We start from the raw sequence: 19,714 nt of genomic DNA, 5'->3' as shown, positions 1-19,714 counted from the left end.
AACGGATTAATTATACCGTGCGGCACGGACGTACAACGTCCAGCACGCCGCGGTTTCGATAAACGAGGGCGGTAATAGCCTCGAAATATTCGAGCGTTTCTGACGCACGGACGCATGCGAGCGTCTAGCATATCCATTCAAAACGAATTCACGAACAAAGGGAGTCACAAGAGCATATGAAGCAATGGGTTGGACTGGGCAAGTTTCTCGCGGGGCACATGCAGGTCATCGTTCCGATTTGCGTGGCGCTCGGCGTGCTCTTTCCCCAACAGATTGGCGTGCTCAAGCCCATCGTTCCCGCCCTGTTTGCCTTTATGACATTCCAAGGCGCGCTCAGCAACACTTTCCATCAGGTTACTGAGGTGTTCCGCCGTCCGCTGCATCTGATTGCGGCATTGCTCGTCTCGGCGGCACTCATCCCCCTTGCAGCCTATGCCGCAGGATCGTTGTTCTTTGGCTCCAACCCAAACCTTGTCTGCGGCATCGTGCTCGAGTACAGCGTACCCGTGGCAGTCACCGCCTTTATGTGGATTAGCATGTTCGGCGGCAACGGCCCGCTCGCGCTCACCATCATCCTGACGTCCTCGGTCATCTCGCCCGTCACGATTCCGCTTACGCTCAAGCTCTTGCTGGGCGCCACCGTCTCGATCGACGTGCCGAGCATGATGCAGAACATGGCCTTTATGATCGCCATCCCCGCTGTGCTCGGTATTGTCATCAATGAACTCACGCGCGGCTGGGGCCACGAGAAACTCTCTCCCGCGCTCTCGCCCGCCTGCAAGTTCATGATGATGGGCGTCATCGCGTCCAACTCCACCGCTATGAGCGAGTACGTGCTACACATGAATGTTGAGCGCTTGGAAGTCGCGCTCTTTATCCTTGTGTTCGCCATCAGCGGCTTTATCACCGGCGTCCTGATCGCCCGTGCCCTGCACCTGCCGTATAGCGAGACGACCACCATGTGCTTTACCTGCGGCATGCGCAACATCTCTTCGGGTGCCGTCATCGCCACGCAGTATTTTCCCGGCGAAGTGGTATTCCCCGTCATGTGCGGCACGCTGTTTCAGCAGGTGTTGGCCTCAATTATCGGACACCTCTTTGAGCACCTGACCGGCGAGGAGCGCACAGCGCAGCGCAAGCGAGTCGAGGCCGGCCGCGACGCCATGGCACGCTAGTTCGTCCGCTTTGTTCGATCGCTCATTTTCTTACTCAGACGCCTTCGGATAAAGACACGGTCGATGTGGGCTACGCCTCTAGCGGCACGATCTTGGTGCCATGCAGCTCGGAGACGCCAAGTGCTGCCGCCACGGCATCGCGTTTGGCCGTGGTAATGCCGCCGCCAGGAAGGATGGTCAGGCGCCCGGCCGCATACTCGACAAGGCACGACAGGTGCTCCAGGTTGTCCTCGATCGGCGTTCCGGCAGCACCACCATGCGTCAGGATGCGCGTGATGCCGCAGTCGGCGAGTGTGTCAATGGCATCGAGCTGAGCCTCGAGCGAGAGCTGGTCAAAGGCCATGTGGAAGGTGATATCGATGACCCCGCGCTTGCACTCCTCGGTCGCGCAGCCCGTAGCCATCACGAGGGCGCCGAGGGTGAGCTCGTCGAGCGCCCAGCCGCCGGCACAGGGCTTGCAGCAGCCAAAGACCAGGCCGTCAACGCCGGCGCTCACGGCAAGGCCCAAGTCCATCTCCATCATGCGCAGCTCGTCCTGGTTGTAATGAAAGTCGCCACCACGCGGACGAATCATGCACATCGCTCGCGCGTCATGCTCGTGAGCGTAGCTGACCGTAGTGCTGATAACGCCGGCCGAGGGCGTAGTGCCACCAACGGCAAGGTTGTCGCACAACTCGATGCGCTTAGCACCGGCATCGATAGCCGCCGGCACACGCTCAAAGTTCTCGGCACAAAATTCGTATAGCATAGATAGCCCCCGGGAGACATTTCGATTTCCACACGGCATTGTCACACGTTAAATAGCAACCCGCACGATGGAACAAAACCTTGACAAGGAGTGTCCCAAAGTGCCGGCACATAAGGAACGTCCCCAGGTGCCACCTTGAGCGATGGGTACTCATTTAAGTACGTCCCCAATGAGTACCCGCAGGGGACAGACAGACCGGACTCCCTATACGACAACTGTTGACATCATATACTATGTGTCATATAGTAGGTGTTACACAGTATACTACGAAAGGAGGTGTGCGGATGGAGGCACAGATGAAGCGCGGCTTCCTCGAGGCCTGCGTGCTCGCGGCCGTCTCGGGCGAGGAATCCTACGGCTATCAGATCGTGAAGGACGTGCCCGCGAGTATGGGGCTCACGGAATCCACGCTCTATCCGTTGCTCAAGCGCCTGGAGAAGGCGGGCTGCATCACCGCGCGCTCCGCCGAGCACAACGGGCGGCTGCGGAGGTACTACCGCATCACGGACGCCGGGCGCGAGCGTATCGCCGAGTTCCTCGCCGAATGGCCATCCGTGCAGGAGATCTACCGTTACGTGGAGGGGGCGCACCATGACGCGCGATGAGTTCTTGAACCGGCTGGGCGAGCTTCTGGCCTGCCTGCCGGCAGATCAGGTAAAGGAAACGCAGGAGTTCTACGCGGAGGCCATCGCCGACCGTATGGAGGACGGCATGACGGAGGCCGAGGCTGTGGCCGCCATGGGCACGCCCGGTGAGGTCGCCGAGGCAACGCTCGACGAACTGCCCGCCGTGCCGCGCGCGATCGCGAGGACCAAGCGCAAGAGCACGGCACTTCTATGGGCGCTCGCCATCGTGGGCTCTCCGGTATGGATTCCGCTGCTGCTCGCGTTCGTCGCCGTTGCCGCTGCAGTCTACATCTGTATTTGGGTTCTTGCGCTCTGCGTGTGGATCGTGGCCGCGGCATTCGGGGGCGCGGGCCTGGTAGGGCTCCTGTTCGCCGTGGACGGCATCATTATCGGGCATGTTCCGTACGTTTTGGCCTCGATGGGAATGGGATTCGCTTCCATCGGTGTGGCGCTCCTCACGGGAGCCGGCGCCTGGACGGCGTCCAAGCAGATTGCGCGCCTCTCTGCCCTTTGGGCGAAGAAAGCCGTTTCGCCCTTCTGGAAAGATCGAGGCAATAAGAGCCGCATGGGCGCCGAAGCGGCGCCGCTCACGGCATAGGAAGGAGTGCAAACATGTCCAGCGTAAAAAGGATTTACCTTGCCGTAGCGGGTGGGCTTGTTGCCACGGGGCTCGTCCTGGCTGCTATCGGATTTGTAGCCTCCGGCTTTAACCTCGCTGTGTTCAACACACAGATCGACCTGCGCGATGACACCATCATTCTGGGTGGTGTTGAAATAGACGACCCGGCAGGGCTTCCACTCATCGAGCAGCTTGCCGAGGTTGGCGAGATCCATATTGGATCTGCAACGACTGGTTCGTCTTCTCCTCGCAAATGATCGAGCTCGTAGCAGCCATCCCCCTTCGGGCACACCACGACGGGCGTGAGCACGCCGCGCTCGGGGCCTTTTGACCTAGTCATTGGGGACGTTCTTAGACGACTAGTCATTCAAGAACGTCCCCAACGACTATAAGGAGTGTCCCCAGATGCCGGCAGAAAAGGAACGTCCCCAAGTGTCACCCCCCATGTGCCAGCGACAACGGCAACGCCGATGTTTTGGCAATGTCAGCAAGCGGGCCGCATTTGAGACAAGGTGACGTGAAACGAAAGGGCGCAGACCTTCTGGTCGCGCCCTTGAAGTTGAACGTCAGATTGTCCAAATGCGGCCCGCGCAGCGTCGACTGGTCCGCCGTTCGGTAGAACGGCGGAACCGCCTAGCCGCCCAAGTAAGCTTTACGCACGTTGTCGTCGTGCAGCAGCTCTTGGCCGGTGCCGGTCATGGTGATCTTGCCGGTCTCGAGCACGTAGCCGCGCGTGGCGATTGAAAGCGCCATCTGGGCGTTCTGCTCGACCAGAAGCACCGTGGTGCCGGCCTTGTGCAGGTCCTCGACAATCTGGAAGATCTGCTCAATCAGAATCGGCGCCAGACCCATGGAAGGCTCATCGAGCATGAGCAGCTTGGGGTTGCTCATAAGGGCGCGCCCCATAACGAGCATCTGCTGCTCGCCGCCCGAAAGGGTGCCGGCGACCTGGCGACGGCGCTCTTTAAGGCGCGGGAACTGCTCGTAGACGCGCTCAAGGCCCGGAGCCACCGTGGACTTGTGCTGCGTGTAGGCGCCCATCTCCAGGTTCTCCTCGACCGTCATCTGCAAAAAGGCGCGACGGCCCTCGGGCACCTGGGCCAGGCCCTTGCCCACCAGTTTATCGGCAGGCGTATGGGTAATGTCCTCGCCCATAAACTTGATGGAGCCGGTCTTGGAACGCAGCAGGCCCGAGACGGTTTTAAGCGTCGTGGACTTACCGGCGCCGTTCGCGCCGATCAGGGCCACGATCTCGCCCTCGTTGACGTTAAAGGAGATGTCCTTGATGGCGTGGATAGCGCCGTACCAGACGTTGATGTTGTAGACGGAAAGCATCGGCTCTGCCATTTAGTTCTCCCCCTTATCCTGCTTGCCCAGATATGCCTCAATTACGGCATCGTTGTTCTGGATCTCCTCGGCCGTGCCCTTGGCGATGACCTTACCAAAGTTGAGCACGCAGATGCCCTCGCAGATGTTCATGACGAGCGACATGTCGTGCTCGATAAGCATGATGGCGATGCCAAAGGTGTCGCGGATCTTGACGATGTTCTCCATGAGCTCCGCGGTCTCGGACGGGTTCATGCCGGCGGCAGGCTCGTCGAGCAGCAGCAGTTTGGGGTTGGTGGCAAGCGCGCGGACGATCTCCAGACGACGCTGGGCGCCGTAAGGCAGCGAGCCGGCCTGCTCGTTTGCCAGGTGCTCCATATCAAAGATGGACAGCAGCTCCATGGCGCGCTCGTGGGCGGCCTTCTCGTGCTTCCAGTACGTCGGCAGACGCAGCACGCCCTCAAAACCAGAGTAGCGCTCCTGGTTGTGCAGGCCGACCTTAACGTTGTCCTCCACCGTCATGGTGTTGAACAGGCGAATGTTCTGGAACGTACGGGCGATACCCATACGGTTGACCTGATAGACCGACTTGCCCGAGGTGTCCTCGCCGTCGAGCAGGATAGTACCGTGCGTGGGCTGGTACACCTTGGTGAGCAGGTTGAAGACCGTGGTCTTACCGGCACCGTTGGGACCGATCAGACCGGCGATCTCGGTCTTACCGATGGTCAGACTAAAGTCGTCGACTGCCTTAAGGCCGCCAAATTCAATGCCCAAGTGGATGCACTCGAGCGCCGGGCGCTGGCCCAGGTCGCGGTCGGGAACGATGGCGCCAGAAGGATACGGGACCATCTTGCCCTTGTTGAACTCAAACTTACTGGGCATCGGCTGCCACCTCCTTCTTGGAAGCAAAGCGGTCCTTGACGCGACCGAAGAACGCCTTGAGCTGCGGGTTGTTGGTAAAGATCATGACCAGGATCAGCACGATGGCGTAGATGAGCATGCGGTAGTCCGAGAACTGACGGAGCAGCTCGGGAAGCACCGTGAGCAACGCCGCCGCGATAACGGAGCCGCGCATATTGCCCAGACCGCCCAAGACCACGAACACCAGGATGAGGATGGACGTATTGAAGTCGAACTTGGTGGCGGAGAGCTGCGAGAAGTTACCGCCGAAGAGGGCTCCGGCAGCACCGGCGAGGGCAGCGGAAACCACGAAGGCAATCATGCGGTACTCGGTGACGGAGATGCCTACGGACTCGGCTGCAATCTTGTTATCGCGCACGGCCATGATGGCACGGCCGGTACGGCTGCGAACCAGGTTGAGCACAATCACGAGTGCGACCATGACCAGGATGGCACCGGCGAGGAAGGTCGAGTACGTCGACACGCCCGAGGCGCCCTGGGCGCCCTTGATGATGGCGGTGCCGTCCTCGAGCAGGTGCAGGTCGTCGATCGCAGAGTTGCCCGTGATGTTAAAGATCACGTGCAGGCCGCGCGAGTCGACACCCACGATAAGGCAAGTGACGATCTCTTTGATGATCTCGCCAAAGGCCAGCGTCACGATAGCCAGGTAATCGCCGCTCAGGCGCAGGACCGGGATGCCGATCAAGAAGCCCAAGATGGCAGCGGCGATAGCGCCGACCACGATGCTGATGATCAGGCGCACCGGATCGGAGGGAACGGCGCTCTCGAGGGCGACCGCGGTGACGATGCCCGTATAGGCGCCGACGCTCATAAAGCCCGCATGGCCCAGCGACAGGTCGCCCGCGATGCCGACGACGAGGTTGAGGGAAATGGCCATGACGATGTAGGCCGTAATGGGAACCAACTGACCGGCAATCATGCGCGGGATCATATGGTTGGACTGCATAAAGAACACGATGGCGAAGGCCACGATGCACATGGCGTACGTAACAAAGTCGTGACGCGTCTGCTTATCTTTAAGAAACTTCATAACGCTCACCTACACCTTCTCGGGGACGTACTTGCCCAAGAGGCCGGCAGGCTTGACGAGCAGGACGATGATCAAAACACCAAAGACGATGGAGTTGGCAAGGCTCGTGGAAATGTAGGCCTGCGCCATCGCCTCGATGATGCCAATGAGAATGCCGCCGACAAAGGCGCCGGGGATGGAGCCGATGCCACCGAAGACGGCGGCGTCGAAGGCCTTGATGCCAGGCATGGCGCCTGTCGTAGGCTGCAGCACCGGCGAGTAGGAGCACAGCAGCACGCCGGCGATGGCGGCAAGGGCAGAGCCGATGGCAAACGTCATCGAGATGGTGCGGTTGACATTGATGCCCATGAGCTGAGCGGCGGCCTTGTCCTCGGACACGGCGCGCATGGCTTTGCCCATCTTGGTCTTACCTGTAAAGAACATCAGGCCGGCCATGATAACCAGGCAGGCGACGATGGTGACGAGCGAGACGGCGCTTACGTTGAACTTGGCCAAGAACTCCGGCACCTGGAAGGTGACGAGCGAAGTGAAGTTCTTGGGCGTGGCGCCCCACAGAAGCTGCGCGGCGTTCTGCAGGAAGTAAGACACGCCGATAGCCGTGATCAGAACGGCCAGCGGGCCCGCCTGACGCAGCGGCTTGTATGCCAGACCCTCGATGAGAACACCGAGAACGGTACAGACCACACAAGAGAGAACTACAGATGCCCAGCCCGGGAGGCCGAGATACGACGTGGCGCAGAACGAGACATAGGCACCGACCATGATGACGTCGCCGTGAGCGAAGTTGAGCATCTTGGCGATACCGTAGACCATGGTGTAGCCCAACGCGATGATGGCGTAGACGCTGCCCATGGACAGGCCGTTGACCAGGTATTGGATAAAGACCGTCATGTTCCACATCCCCCTTTCGAATAGGTTTCCAGTTGATGTATGAAACAGGGACGTTACATCGTCCCTAGATACCAAGCAAGCAGGGAAGGCCAAAACCTCCCCTGCTTGGGATCAAAACCGCTCTATGTAAGGCGGCCAATTAGGCCTGTACGTACTTGCCGTCGGTGATGACGTACGCCGTGGGCTCCTTCTGGACCTGGCCCTTATCGTTCCAGGTGAGCTTGCCGGTCAGACCGTCAACGGTAATCTTGAGCATAGCCTCGGGAAGCTTCTCGGCAACCTCGGTCGGGTCGGCGTCAGCACCCAGGCCGGCTTCCTTGAGGGCCTCGACCACCGCATGCACGCCGTCGTAGGCGTCGGCGGCAAACTGGTCCGGAGTCTCGCCATACTTATCCTTGTAGGCGTTGACGAAGTCGGCATTCTTCTCGTCATCGGCGGAGAATGGGGTCATGAGCAGCAGACCCTCGGCCAGAGAGGTGTCGAAACCTTCCACGCCCAGGATACCGTCCATACCGTCGCAGCCCATCATCTTGACGTCGTAGCCCATGTCCTTGGCGTTCTTGAGCAGGACGGATGCGGGCGTGTAGTAGATCGGTGCAAAAATCATGGTGGCGCCGGCCTGCTTTGCCTTGGTCAGCTGGTTGGTAAAACTCGTAGCAGAGTCGTCCTTGAAGGTCTCCTCGTCGACAATCTCAAGCTTAGACTTAGCGGCCTGGGCCTTAAAAGAATCTGCGATGCCCGAAGAATAGGCGTCGCCGGAGTTATAGAACAGCACGAACTTCTCGTTCGCATACTTCTGCGCCAGGAACTTGGCAGCGTTGACACCCTGGTTGGGGTCGGTGAAGCAAACCTGGAAGACGCAATCCTTGCCCTTGGTAACGTCCTCGGAGGACGCGGACGGGGTGATCATGAACGTCTCGGGGTCGTTACCACACTCTGCGGCAACGGCAACCGACGCACCCGTGGTGGTCGGGCCGACGAGGGCCTGCATGCCCCAGTCGAGCAGGGTGTTGAAGGCGTTGACGGCCTTCTCGCCGTCAGCCTGGTCGTCCTCGGCCTTGCTGACAAGCGGCAGCTCCTTGGTCGAGAAATCCTTGCAGCCAAGCTCGACAGCCTGGGTAACGGACTTGCCGTAGGACGCATTGGCGCCGGTCAGCGGGCCGATGGTGCCGATCTTAAACGAAGCGTCGCCCGAAGCGGAACCACTGTCGCCGCCGTTGGAGGAGCAGCCAGCTAGAATGGACATCGCCCCCAGACCTGCTGCGCTCGCGATAACGCTCCTGCGATTCATAACAGGGTTCAATGACTTACCGGCGAGGCTCGACATGCGGCTCTCCTCTCAAATCTCGTCGGGTTTCGGTTACCCGACAGGCCATCCTTCGCCGTGTTCGGCGTTCGCAAAATAGTAGACGCTTTAGTTAAGGAAAGTGGCGATTATTTCAACTTTTCTTTGGATTTGTTCATTTATCCATAATTCTGCGTATTTCTATTACTTTATGCAGTATTGCCACTTTATTATGTAAAAGTAATGTTTCCATTCTGTTACAGGCGTCCCTGCCCTGAATAAAACAGCCTCACCGGTCGTGCTTTATGCGCACTTAGGCGGCGATGTACTTGCCGTCCTGAATCACATAGGCCGTAGCGGGCTTCTCGACTTGGCCTTCGTCGTTCCACGTGAGCTCGCCCGTCAGGCCCTCGATCTTGATCTTGCGCATGGCCTTGGCAAGGTCGCCGGCAATGTCGGCACCGTCGGCCGTAAGGTCGATGCCCGCTTTATCGATAGCCTCGACGATTGCGTGGACGCAATCGTAGGCGTCGGCGGCAAACTGGTTAGGCGTCTCGTCGTAGGCATCCTTATAGGCCTTGACGAAGTCGGCGTTCTTCTCGTCGTCAGCCGAAAACGGGGTCATGAGCAGTACGCCCTCGGCAAGAGAGGTATCGAAACCTTCCACAGAGAGCAGGCCGTCCATGCCGTCGGTACCCATGAGGGTCATGTCGTAGCCCATGTCCTTGGCGTTCTTGAGCAAAACGGACGCCGGCGTGTAGTAGATCGGCGCAAAGATGAGCGTGGCGCCGGCCTCCTTGGCCTTGGTGAGCTGGTTGGTAAAGCTCGTGGAAGAGTCGTCCTTAAAGGTCTCGGTATCGACGATGTCGAGCTTGGACGCCTTGGCCTGCTCGGCAAAAGCGTCGGCAACGCCCGAGCTATACGTATCGCCGGAGTTGTAGAACAGGGCGATCTTGGCATCCGCGTACTTCTCGGCCAAGAACTTCGCGGCGCTGGCGCCCATGGTGGGATCGGTGAAGCAAACCTGGAAAACCGTGGTCTTATCCTTGGTAACGTCGAGCGACGAGGCCGAAGGCGTGACCATGAGCATATCGTCGGCGATCTCGCCCGAGACAGCGACGGCGGCACCGGTGGTGACGGGGCCGACGAGCGCCTGCATGCCCCAGTCGCACAAGGTATTGAAGGCGTTGATGGCCTTCTCGCCGTCAGCGACGTCATCCTCAGACTTAAGCGAGAGTTTGAGGTCCTTGGTCGAAAAATCCTTGGCGGCGAGCTTGGCACCCTTCTCGGCCGAAACGCCATAGGTTGCCGCGGCGCCGGTCAGAGGGCCGATGACACCGATCTTGAAGGTCTTGCCGTCATCGGCGGAGCCGCCGTCCGAGCCACCCGACGAGCAACCAGCGAGTGCCGCGGTGCTACCGAACGCCGCGGCGCCAGCCAAGAAACTCCTGCGGTTAAGTACGTTGTTGATGCTAAACATGGTGTCCCCCTTTTCGCTGGCCGCGGTGCGGCCGTCTTGCGGTACAGGGCAAACCTTATGGTGCAAACGTTGACAGTTTGTTACGGAAGTTCGTTTGTAGCGAGCATGTTTCCAATGTTTCCGCAGCGTTTCGGGGGTGCCGTTTTGTGCGACTCCTGTTGCCTGGCGAGCACGCGCCCTCGGTTCACGCTAGAATGCACTCAACCTTTAAGCGGTTAATCCATCCATAAGATGCACGAAGGAGCTATCTATGAGCGAACCCCTGCGCACCGTGAACGTCGGCCTCATCGGTCTGGGAACCGTCGGCGGCGGCGTGGCCCGCCTGATCAAGAGCCACCACGATGAGTACCTGGCAGCCTACGGCATCGACCTTAAGCTGACCCGCGCCTGCGCGCTTGCTTGGGAGCAGGCCGAGGCAGCCGGTATTGAGCGCGAGGCCTTTACGAGTGACTGGCATGACGTCGTCACCGACCCCGCCGTCGATATCGTCGTCGAGCTGATCGGCGGCGAGCATCCCGCAACCGAGATCTTCACCACTGCCTTTGAGCACGGCAAGCACGTCGTCTCTGCCAACAAGGCCCTGCTGGGCCGTCATGTCGAGACGCTCGCCGAGAAGGCGCGCGCGTGCGGCGTGCAGATTAAGTGCGAGGCCAGCTGTGGCGGTGGCATCCCCATCGTGAGCACGCTCGAGCACGACCTGGTGGGCAACAAGATCCTGACCATCGCCGGCATTCTCAACGGTACCACCAACTATATCCTGTCGCGCATGGACGCCGAGGGCGCCGATTACGCCGATGTGCTTGCCGACGCGCAGGCCAAGGGCTATGCCGAGGCCGACCCGTCCGCCGACGTCGACGGCTTCGACGCCGCCAGCAAGACGGCAATCCTCGCTTCCATCGGCTTTGGCACCCGCGTGACCACCGACGATGTCTACCAACAGGGTATCCGTACCATCGGCGCCGAGGACATCGCCCAGGCCCGCGAGCTCGGCTACACCATCAAGCTGCTGGGCATCGCACGCAACACCGACGCCGGCGTCGACGTCCGCGTGCATCCCACGCTCATCCCGGCAGACCATATGCTCGCCAAGGTCAACGGCGCCATGAACGCCGTCTACGTGGTGGGTGACGCCGTGGGCGAAACCATGTTCTACGGTGCCGGCGCAGGCTCCTTCCCCACCGCGAGCGCCGTCGTGGGCGATATCCTGTCGCTCTCCGAGCAGATCAGCCGCGGCGTGGCTCCGCTGCCCGAGATTGAGCCCTATGGTCACAATCTCGCCTTTAAGCCTATGGACGAGCTCCAGACCAAGTACTATGTGCGCCTGAAGGTCGCCGACCGCGTGGGCGCCCTGTCCGAGACGGTCGACATCTTTGCCAAGCACAACATCTCGATCTCGCTCATCAACCAGGTCGAGGACGGTAAGTCGGGCGTCAGCGATGCCTGCTCGGTCATCTTCCTGACGCACCGCGCGCTCGAGAAGGACGTCCAGGCTGCCACCGCCGAGCTTGCCAGCGTCGACTGCGTAGCCGAGGTCGCCAACGTCCTGCGCATCGAGGACGTTGAGGCTTGGACCGAAGGCGTCATGGCGAACTAGTTCGGTTTACACCCCACAACGCATTTGCTCGAAGGGCTCCCGTCCGATGTGGGATGGGAGCCTTTTTGTCTCCTGCCCTAAGCACAACGACAGGGCACATTTGCGCGAGCCGCTCATCGGTAACGCGGGCTACCGTTCACCGATATGCAAACACGGCCGATTCCAGTTACGGCTACGCTGTGCTGCGAATGTCCGCCCGCGATGAGAGGAAATACCATGTTGCTCGAGGGCAAGAAAGCAATCATCACCGGAGGCACGCGCGGTATCGGCTATGCCATCGCCTGCCGTTTTATCGAGGAAGGCGCCGCCGTCACCGTCTTTGGCTCGCGTCAGGAGACCGCCGATGCGGCCGTTGAGAAGCTGACAGCCGCCTATCCCGCGGCAAAGATCTGGGGCCGTTCGTGCAACCTCACCTCACTCGAGGCCGTAACCGAGGCCTTTACGCAGGCCGCAGCCGACATGGGCGGTCTCGACACGGTCGTCAACAATGCCGGTATCTCCCAGCGCTCGCCCCTTTTGGACTACACGGCCGAGGAGTTCGCAAAGGTCATGGACCTCAACGTCGTCGCTGTCTTTAATGGCCACCAGGCTGCCGCCAAGATCATGACCGAGGCCGGCCACGGCGGCACCATCACTACCACAAGCTCGATGGTCGCCAAGTACGGCCAGCCCTCCGGCGTCGGTTACCCCACGTCCAAGTTTGCCGTCAACGGAATGGTCCAGTCGCTCTCGCGCGAGCTCGCCCCCATGGGTATTCGCGTCAACGCCGTCGCCCCAGGCGTAACCAAGACCGATATGGTCGCCAACCTGCCCGAAGAGGTCATCAAGCCCATCATCGCCACCATCCCGCTCGGCCGCATGGGCGAGCCCGAGGATGTCGCCAACGCCTTTGTCTTCTTGGCAAGCGACATGTCCTCCTATGTCACGGGCGCCATCCTCCCCGTCGACGGAGCCGCCCGCTCCTAAGGGGCCACAAGCCTCAGCTCCCAGCCTCAACATAGTCCAACAAAGAAGGCGCGCCGTCTGCATCAACTGCAGGCAGCGCGCCTTCTTCTGTTTGAAGTGGAAGCCGTGTCCCAGAATTCCGGCTCAGACCGGGACGCAGCTTCCCTCAGGGCCATGTTTCGGAAAATGTGCCCCGTTTTGAACGCCGATTCTGGGACACCGTTTCCGCAACGGGTCTCTCGCGGAAACTGTATCCCACTCTGAGCGCCCATTCCGGGACACAGTTTCCCCAAGGCCTTTGTTTCGGAAAGCGCATCCCATTACGCGTCTTCAAACTGGGACGCGCTTTCCGGCAGGGGTCCAAAGCGGAAACTGCATCCCGCTCTGAGCGTCCATTCTGGGATGTGGCTTCCCGATGGGGGCCGATGCGGAAACCGCATCCCGTTCCGAGCCTTCAAAGCGGGACGCGCCTTCCCCTAGGGAAGCATCTCGTTATTTGCCGTCGTCGTCCTGGGCTTCATCGCGCGCGTAGAGCTCCAGCATGCGGCGGCGGTATTCGTGCACGGCGAGCTTGGCGCGCTCCAGGCGGCGGCGCTCACGCGGAGTCAGCTTGGACGGGTCGATCTCGTCGCCATAGGTCTTCTCGGCCAGCAAATGAGCGGCGTCCACGATACGGGCATCGATGTGCCCGCTTGCCGCCTCGGTCGAGAGGCGGTCGGCAATGGAATCAAGGGTAGGTATGCCGTCGAGCGAACGCCCATGTCCATGCGAGGTCAGCAGCTCGTGCTCGCGTGCGAGCAGGCTCGCCAAATCGTGATGGGCGCGCAAGATGTCAAGCGCATCGGAAGGATGCTCGGCAACCTCTGCCACGGCGGCGGCCGGCGCGGCATCGACCACGCGGTAGAACAGCTGCGCGAGCAACGGCATCAAAAACACCGTGATGGCACCGGCAGCGACCATGACCGACGCGACGTCTTGCGACAGGGCGCCGGCGTTAACAGCCACACTCGTCACGGCGACGATAATCGGCAGGGCCGTGGTGCAGTAGAGCGCCACGGTAATGCGGCCATAGGCCGAGACGTCGCGCGTCGCAGGGCAAATGCTCATGGATATGAGAATAGGCACGGCGCGAATAACCAGCAATGCCACGATAAAGCCCACAAGCAGCCCCGGGCGCGATACCACAGCGGTCAGGTCAATCTTGGCACCCGAAACGGTAAAGAACACCGGGATCAAAAAGCCATAGGCAAGGCCGTCGAGCTTGAGTTCGAGCGTATGGTTGCCCTCGGGGATGATGTAGCGCAGGACAAAGCCCGCGGCAAAGGCGCCCAGCACGATATCGAGACTAAAAATGGCGGAAAACGCCACGAGCGTGACCAGGATGAGCACCGTGAGGCGCACGAACGTTTGGGAGGTCGTGTCGGCGCGCTCCTGAATAAAGGCAAAGAAACGGCTACCGATACGCTTGGAGCGGCTGGGGACCACGGCAAGCAGCACACACACCACGGCGAACAGTCCCAAGATCAGCAGCGTCTCGATGCCCGTACGGGCAGACAGCAGCACCGACATGGCGAGCACGGGGCCGAGCTCGCCCCACGTACCGTAGGCAAGAATGGAATCTCCCACGCGCGTACCCGCAAGCGACCGCTCGCGCAAGATAGGCATGAGCGCCCCAAGGGCCGTGGAGGTGAGCGCGAGCGTCACCGCGATACCGTCAAAATGGCTGACCGAAAACCATGGGGTAAAGCGCACGGCAAGCCAGGCGATACCAAACGTGATGACCCACGTCGCCATACCGTAGCGGCCCTCGACGCCCGTGATGTTCTTGGGGTCGATCTCAAAGCCGGCGAGCAGAAACAAAAAGGCCAGGCCCAGCTCGGACACGAGCGAGACCTCGGCATCCACATGGATGATGCCGAGCATGTGAGGTCCCAGCACGGCGCCGAGCACGAGCAAAAAGACCGTCTCGGGAACGGGTTTTCCGGGAATCGCCGAGGCGATGAAGGGGCTTGCAAAGGCCACGAGCGCGATGATGGCGAGTGAAACGAATGCCATGTGATGCCTTTCTCTTGTTTGCGCTTCACTGTAGCACCCTCGCCGTCCTCAACGCGCCGCGAGCTGTCGTATCATAGTGAGGTTTACAAACATGTGGCTCAAGGCGACCGCAGGGCAGACCCCGCAAACCGACCGCTGCCGCATACCGTACCGTACGCCCAACCGATCAGGAAGGCAGGAACCAATGGTCTCTCGTATCTACGTGGAGAAGAAACCCGGGTTCGACGTCGAGGCTCAGCAGCTCAAGGGCGAGCTGACCGAGATTCTCGGCATCAAGGGCATCGAGGCCCTGAGGATCATCAACCGCTACGACGTCGAGGACATCGACGAGGAGCTTTTCCGCTCCTGCGTGCCGACCGTCTTTAGCGAGCCCCAGGTCGATGTGACCTACGACGAGCTCCCCGCAAGCGATGGCGCCGTCTTTGCCGTCGAATTCCTGCCTGGCCAGTTTGACCAGCGCGCCGACTCCGCCAGCGAGTGCGTGCAGCTCATCAGCCAGGGCGAGCGCCCCGCCGTGCGCTCCGCCAAGGTCTATATGATCTCGGGCACTCTGGACGAAGCCGCCATCGAGGCCATCAAGCACTACGTGGTGAACCCCGTCGAGGCGCGCATCGCCTCGCTCGACTTGCCCGAGACGCTGTACATGGAGACCCCCGAGCCCCAGCCCGTCGAGGTGCTCGACGGCTTCCGCGAGCTCGACGAGGCCGGCCTTGCCGCCTTTATCGCCGATCGCGGCCTTGCCATGGACGAGGCGGACATCGCCTTCTGCCAGCAGTACTTCCGCGATGAGGACCGCGACCCCACCATCACCGAGATCCGCGTGATCGACACCTACTGGTCCGATCACTGCCGCCACACCACCTTCGGCACCGTCCTGGACGACGTGACGATCGACGACGCCGTGGTGCAGCAAGCCTTCGACCGCTACATGGAGATGCGCCACGAACTCGGCCGCGACGCCAAGCCCGTCTGCCTCATGGACATGGGCACCATCGGCGCCAAGTATCTTAAGAAGACCGGCATCATGACCGATGTCGATGAGTCCGAGGAGATCAACGCCTGCACCGTCAAGGTGAAGGTCGATGTCGACGGCGAGGACCAGGACTGGCTGTTCCTGTTTAAGAACGAGACCCACAACCACCCGACCGAGATCGAGCCCTTCGGCGGTGCCGCCACCTGCGTGGGCGGCGCTATCCGCGACCCGCTCTCGGGCCGCAGCTATGTGTACCAGGCCATGCGCGTCACCGGCGCCGGTGACCCCACCGTCCCGGTTTCCGAGACGCTCGAGGGCAAGCTGCCGCAGCGCAAGCTCGTGACCACTGCCGCCGCCGGCTACTCCAGCTACGGCAACCAGATCGGCCTTGCCACCGGTCAGGTCAACGAACTCTATCACCCCGGTTACGTGGCCAAGCGCATGGAGGTCGGCGCCGTCGTGGGCGCTACCCCGGCAGACCACGTTCGTCGCGAGTGCCCCGCCCCCACCGACAAGATCATCCTGCTGGGCGGCCGCACCGGCCGCGATGGCATCGGTGGCGCCACCGGCTCCTCCAAGACCCAGAACACCGAGTCCATCGAGACCTCGGGTGCCGAGGTCCAGAAGGGCAACGCCCCTGTCGAGCGCAAGCTGCAGCGTCTGTTCCGCCGCGGCGACGCCTGCCGTCTGATCAAGCGCTGCAACGACTTTGGCGCCGGCGGCGTCTCGGTCGCCGTGGGCGAGCTTGCCGACGGCCTGTATGTCGACCTGGACACCGTGACCAAGAAGTACGACGGCCTGGACGGCACCGAGCTCGCTATCTCTGAGTCCCAGGAGCGCATGGCCTGCGCCGTCGCCGACGGTGACGTCGAGGAGTTCATGGGCTACGCCGCCGAGGAGAACCTGGAGGCGACCGTTATCGCCGAGGTTACCGCTGAGCCGCGCATGCGCATGGCCTGGAACGGCGTCGCCATCGTCGACCTGTCCCGCGAGTTCCTCAACTCCAACGGCGCACCCAAGCACCAGGTCGCCCACGTGTGCGCCCGCAGCGTGTGGCAGCCCAGCTGGGCCGGCACCACGCTCGCCGAGCGCATGACCTCGCTCGTCACCGACCTCAACGTCGCTTCCAACAAGGGCCTTTCCGAGCGCTTCGACTCCACCATCGGCGCCGCGACCGTGCTCATGCCCTTTGGCGGCAAGACGCAGCTCACCCCCAGCTCGGCCATGGTCGCCAAGTTCCCCGTGGACGGCGAGACCACCACGGCGAGTGCCATGGCATGGGGCTTCAACCCCTATCTGATGGAGGCCGACCAGTTTGCGGGCGCCTACCTGTCCGTGGTCGAGTCCATTGCCAAGCTCGTTGCCGCCGGCTTTGAGCACAAGCGCGCCTATCTCTCCTTCCAGGAGTACTTCGAGCGTCTGCGCACCGAGGCCGAGCGCTGGGGCAAGCCCACGGCAGCCGTCTTGGGCGCCCTCATGGCCCAAGTCGACCTGGGTGCCGGCGCCATCGGTGGCAAGGATTCCATGAGCGGCTCGTTTGAGGACGAGACCGGCGAGCTCAACGTTCCGCCAACCCTGATCAGCTTCGCTGTCGCCGTGGGCAAGGCCGCCCGCGCCGTCTCGCCCGAGTTCAAGGGCCTCACGCACCGCGTCGTCCGCATCGCCCCCGCCACCTATGGCGAGGACTACCGCCCCGACGCTCAGCAGCTGCTCGCGGCGTTTGACGCCGTCGAGGCGCTCACTGCTACCGGCAACGCCCTGGCCATCTCCACGCCCGGCTACGGCTGCGGCGCCGAGAGCCTCTTCAAGATGTGTGTCGGCAACCAGATCGGTATCGAGCTTGCCGAGGACGTGGACGTGGAGAGCCTCTTCACCCCGCTCTACGGCAGCTTTATCGTCGAGCTCGCCGAGGACGCCGAGCTGCCCGAGGTCGCCGACGGCGTTGTCGTCGAGCCCCTGGGTACCACCGTCGAGGGCTATGTCATCGACACCGGCTCCGAGGTCATCGAGCTCGCCAAGCTCCAGGAGGCCTGGGAGAGCGGCATCGAGGGCGTCTTCGCCTACCGCAGCGCCGGCGAGACCCCCGAGGTCGAGACCATCGACTTCCACGCCAAGGATATCCACGTGTACGGCGGCGCCAAGATCGCCCGCCCGCGCGTGATCATCCCCGTGTTCCCCGGTAACAACTGCGAGTACGACAGCGCCCGCGCCTTCCGTGCCGCCGGTGCCGAGGCCGACACCTTCGTGATCAACAACCTCACGCCCGAGGCCGTCGCCGAGAGCACCCACGAGCTCGCCCGCCGTATTCGCCAGAGCCAGATTGTCATGATCCCCGGCGGCTTCTCGGGCGGCGACGAGCCCGACGGCTCCGCCAAGTTCATCACGGCGTTCTTCCGCGCTCCCGAGGTCACTGAGGCAGTCCGCGACCTGCTCAAGGCCCGCGATGGCCTGATGCTGGGCATCTGCAACGGCTTCCAGGCCCTGATCAAGCTCGGTCTGGTGCCCTACGGCGACATCGTCGACGCCACGCCCGATGCGCCCACGTTGACGTTCAACACCATCGGTCGCCACCAGAGCCGTCTGGTGCGTACCCGCATCTCGTCCAACCTGTCCCCGTGGCTGTCGCAGTGCAGCCTGGACGACCCCTACACCGTCGCCATCAGCCACGGCGAGGGCCGCTTTGTCGCCAACGACGAAGTGCTCGCCCAGCTGATCGCCAACGGCCAGGTCGCCACGCAGTACGTGGGCGAGGACGGCAAGCCCAGCATGGATCTCTCCGTCAACCCCAACGGCTCCGCACTCGCCATCGAGGGCATCACGAGCCCCGACGGCCGCGTCCTGGGCAAGATGGGCCATGCCGAGCGTCGCGGCGACAACCTGTACCGCAACGTGCCCGAGCATGTCCCCGGCGATAAGTTCATGCCGATCTTTGAGAGCGGCGTGGCCTACTTCGCTTAAACCTTTCCCATCAGGTACAATCCCTTCGGGTAACAACACCCGCCACCGACACATCCGGTGGCGGGTTCTTTTTTACTTCGCGCATGTAGGAAGGACATCATGGAAAGCCGCAAACCGTATCTCGCCACCCTGCCCGGACTCATCCTGGGCTGTCTTGTTTGCTGTGCACTCTGGGGATCGGCCTTTCCCTGCATCAAGATCGGCTACGCACTCTTTAGCATCCCAGCGCACGATAGCGCTTCGCAGCTGCTCTTTGCAGGTTTACGCTTTACGCTTGCCGGCGCCCTGGTTATCGTTGGGATGAGCGCGGCCCAACGCCGCCCCCTCATACCGCAAGCGCGCGACATCAAGCCCATCTTTGTCTTGTCGCTCTTCCAGACTATCGGGCAGTACTTCTTTTTCTATCTGGGCCTCTCGCGCGCCAGCGCCATGTCGAGCTCCATCATCGAGGCCAGCGCCAACTTCCTCGCAATCCTCTTTGCCGCCCTGGCATTTCACACCGAGAAGCTCAATACGGCCAAGGTGCTTGGCTGTGCGCTGGGCTTTGCCGGCGTCGCGCTCGTCAACCTTTCGGGCGCGGACGGCACCTTTGGCTTTACGCTCGACGGCGAGGGCTTTATCTTGGCTTCCACTGTTGCAGGCGCCCTATCGACCTGCCTGATCGGCATCTTCTCGCGCGAGCACGACGGCGTCTTGCTTGCCGGGTGGCAGTTTTTAGTCGGTGGCGTGGTCCTTACCGCCATCGGGTTTTTGATGGGCGGCACGTTGTCCCCCACCGAAATCGCCCCCGCCATCGCGCTCATCATTTATATGGCACTCATTTCCGCCGTCGCGTACTCGCTGTGGTCGCGCCTGCTTGCCGTCAACCCCGTCAGCCGCGTCTCGGTCTTTGGGTTTATGAACCCCGTCTTTGGTGTGGTGCTGAGCGCGCTGCTGCTCGGCGAGGGCGCTGGCACGAGCCCCGTTACCGTCATCGTTGCCCTGCTGTTGGTCTGCGGCGGCATCATCATCGTCAACAAACCCAAAAAAGCCTAGCGAGTTCACCTTTTTAGAGAGGATGTTCGCAAACTTTAGCTTAATGGAGCACA

The 19,714-nt window shown here is 61.6% G+C and carries 16 protein-coding genes; 8 read left to right on the top strand and 8 right to left on the bottom strand.

Annotated elements, in window-relative coordinates; genetic code table 11:
- The first annotated feature begins 176 nt into the window (after nucleotides 1–176).
- Complete coding sequence (locus tag AB5750_RS06420) at nucleotides 177–1,175, top strand: bile acid:sodium symporter family protein (protein ID WP_368145830.1); 999 nt, start codon at nucleotides 177–179, stop codon at nucleotides 1,173–1,175.
- A 70-nt stretch (nucleotides 1,176–1,245) separates the two neighbouring features.
- On the opposite strand, the gene AB5750_RS06415 is transcribed toward AB5750_RS06420, so the two are convergent.
- The gene (locus AB5750_RS06415; protein ID WP_368145831.1) at nucleotides 1,246–1,923 is read right to left on the bottom strand and encodes a copper homeostasis protein CutC; all 678 of its coding nucleotides are present in this window, start codon (nucleotides 1,921–1,923) and stop codon (nucleotides 1,246–1,248) included.
- A gap of 284 nt (nucleotides 1,924–2,207) precedes the next feature.
- On the opposite strand from AB5750_RS06415, the gene AB5750_RS06410 reads away from it, so the two are divergent.
- From AB5750_RS06410 to AB5750_RS06400, 3 genes are read left to right on the top strand one after another with little or no spacing between them, the layout of a single operon-like run.
- A complete protein-coding gene (locus AB5750_RS06410) occupies nucleotides 2,208–2,528 on the top strand; it encodes a PadR family transcriptional regulator (protein WP_187362357.1) in 321 nt (106 codons plus the stop codon).
- Nucleotides 2,515–3,147 (top strand): DUF1700 domain-containing protein, encoded by a 633-nt coding sequence (locus AB5750_RS06405; RefSeq protein ID WP_117655177.1) that lies wholly within the window; start codon nucleotides 2,515–2,517, stop codon nucleotides 3,145–3,147. The genes AB5750_RS06410 and AB5750_RS06405 overlap by 14 nt, the downstream gene beginning before the upstream one ends.
- Before the next feature lie 14 nt (nucleotides 3,148–3,161).
- Nucleotides 3,162–3,425 carry a hypothetical protein gene (locus tag AB5750_RS06400; protein ID WP_368145832.1) on the top strand — a complete coding sequence of 88 codons (264 nt, stop codon included), beginning with the start codon at nucleotides 3,162–3,164 and terminating at the stop codon, nucleotides 3,423–3,425.
- Nucleotides 3,426–3,801: 376 nt separating this feature from the next.
- On the opposite strand, the gene AB5750_RS06395 is transcribed toward AB5750_RS06400, so the two are convergent.
- The 6 genes from AB5750_RS06395 to AB5750_RS06370 all read right to left on the bottom strand — a co-directional run bounded on the left by AB5750_RS06395 (nucleotide 3,802) and on the right by AB5750_RS06370 (nucleotide 10,101).
- Nucleotides 3,802–4,515: an ABC transporter ATP-binding protein gene (locus AB5750_RS06395; protein ID WP_438266022.1), complete on the bottom strand. Its 714-nt coding sequence runs from the start codon at nucleotides 4,513–4,515 to the stop codon at nucleotides 3,802–3,804.
- The gene (locus AB5750_RS06390; protein ID WP_089573307.1) at nucleotides 4,516–5,376 is read right to left on the bottom strand and encodes an ABC transporter ATP-binding protein; all 861 of its coding nucleotides are present in this window, start codon (nucleotides 5,374–5,376) and stop codon (nucleotides 4,516–4,518) included.
- Complete coding sequence (locus tag AB5750_RS06385) at nucleotides 5,366–6,445, bottom strand: branched-chain amino acid ABC transporter permease (RefSeq protein WP_368145833.1); 1,080 nt, start codon at nucleotides 6,443–6,445, stop codon at nucleotides 5,366–5,368. The genes AB5750_RS06390 and AB5750_RS06385 overlap by 11 nt, the downstream gene beginning before the upstream one ends.
- A 9-nt stretch (nucleotides 6,446–6,454) precedes the next feature.
- The gene (locus tag AB5750_RS06380) at nucleotides 6,455–7,336 is read right to left on the bottom strand and encodes a branched-chain amino acid ABC transporter permease (RefSeq protein ID WP_099432746.1); all 882 of its coding nucleotides are present in this window, start codon (nucleotides 7,334–7,336) and stop codon (nucleotides 6,455–6,457) included.
- Nucleotides 7,337–7,475: 139 nt separating this feature from the next.
- On the bottom strand, nucleotides 7,476–8,663 hold the full coding sequence (locus tag AB5750_RS06375) for an ABC transporter substrate-binding protein (protein WP_368145834.1): 1,188 nt from the start codon (nucleotides 8,661–8,663) through the stop codon (nucleotides 7,476–7,478).
- A gap of 271 nt (nucleotides 8,664–8,934) precedes the next feature.
- Nucleotides 8,935–10,101, bottom strand: a complete 1,167-nt coding sequence (locus AB5750_RS06370) for an ABC transporter substrate-binding protein (RefSeq protein WP_368145835.1) — start codon at nucleotides 10,099–10,101, stop codon at nucleotides 8,935–8,937.
- Between the two features lie 250 nt (nucleotides 10,102–10,351).
- Between AB5750_RS06370 and AB5750_RS06365 the strand changes: the two genes are divergently transcribed.
- Both AB5750_RS06365 and AB5750_RS06360 read left to right on the top strand, forming a co-directional pair.
- Nucleotides 10,352–11,695, top strand: a complete 1,344-nt coding sequence (locus AB5750_RS06365) for a homoserine dehydrogenase (RefSeq protein WP_368145836.1) — start codon at nucleotides 10,352–10,354, stop codon at nucleotides 11,693–11,695.
- 216 nt (nucleotides 11,696–11,911) lie between these two features.
- Nucleotides 11,912–12,661, top strand: coding sequence for an SDR family NAD(P)-dependent oxidoreductase (locus AB5750_RS06360; RefSeq protein ID WP_368145837.1), 750 nt, complete (start codon nucleotides 11,912–11,914; stop codon nucleotides 12,659–12,661).
- Nucleotides 12,662–13,132: 471 nt separating this feature from the next.
- Here AB5750_RS06360 and AB5750_RS06355 read toward each other — a convergent pair whose 3' ends face one another.
- Complete coding sequence (locus AB5750_RS06355) at nucleotides 13,133–14,695, bottom strand: cation:proton antiporter (RefSeq protein WP_368145838.1); 1,563 nt, start codon at nucleotides 14,693–14,695, stop codon at nucleotides 13,133–13,135.
- 184 nt (nucleotides 14,696–14,879) lie between these two features.
- Here AB5750_RS06355 and AB5750_RS06350 point away from each other — a divergent pair, with 184 nt between their 5' ends.
- Complete coding sequence (locus AB5750_RS06350) at nucleotides 14,880–18,626, top strand: phosphoribosylformylglycinamidine synthase (RefSeq protein ID WP_368145839.1); 3,747 nt, start codon at nucleotides 14,880–14,882, stop codon at nucleotides 18,624–18,626.
- A 99-nt stretch (nucleotides 18,627–18,725) separates the two neighbouring features.
- Nucleotides 18,726–19,661 carry a DMT family transporter gene (locus AB5750_RS06345; protein WP_271747521.1) on the top strand — a complete coding sequence of 312 codons (936 nt, stop codon included), beginning with the start codon at nucleotides 18,726–18,728 and terminating at the stop codon, nucleotides 19,659–19,661.
- Nucleotides 19,662–19,714 lie beyond the last annotated feature (53 nt).

It is taken from the genome of Collinsella aerofaciens (assembly GCF_040926185.1).
Lineage (GTDB): Bacteria > Actinomycetota > Coriobacteriia > Coriobacteriales > Coriobacteriaceae > Collinsella > Collinsella aerofaciens_BC.
Note: the sequence above shows the minus strand (reverse complement) of the source record. Positions and strands in the feature narration are given on the sequence as shown.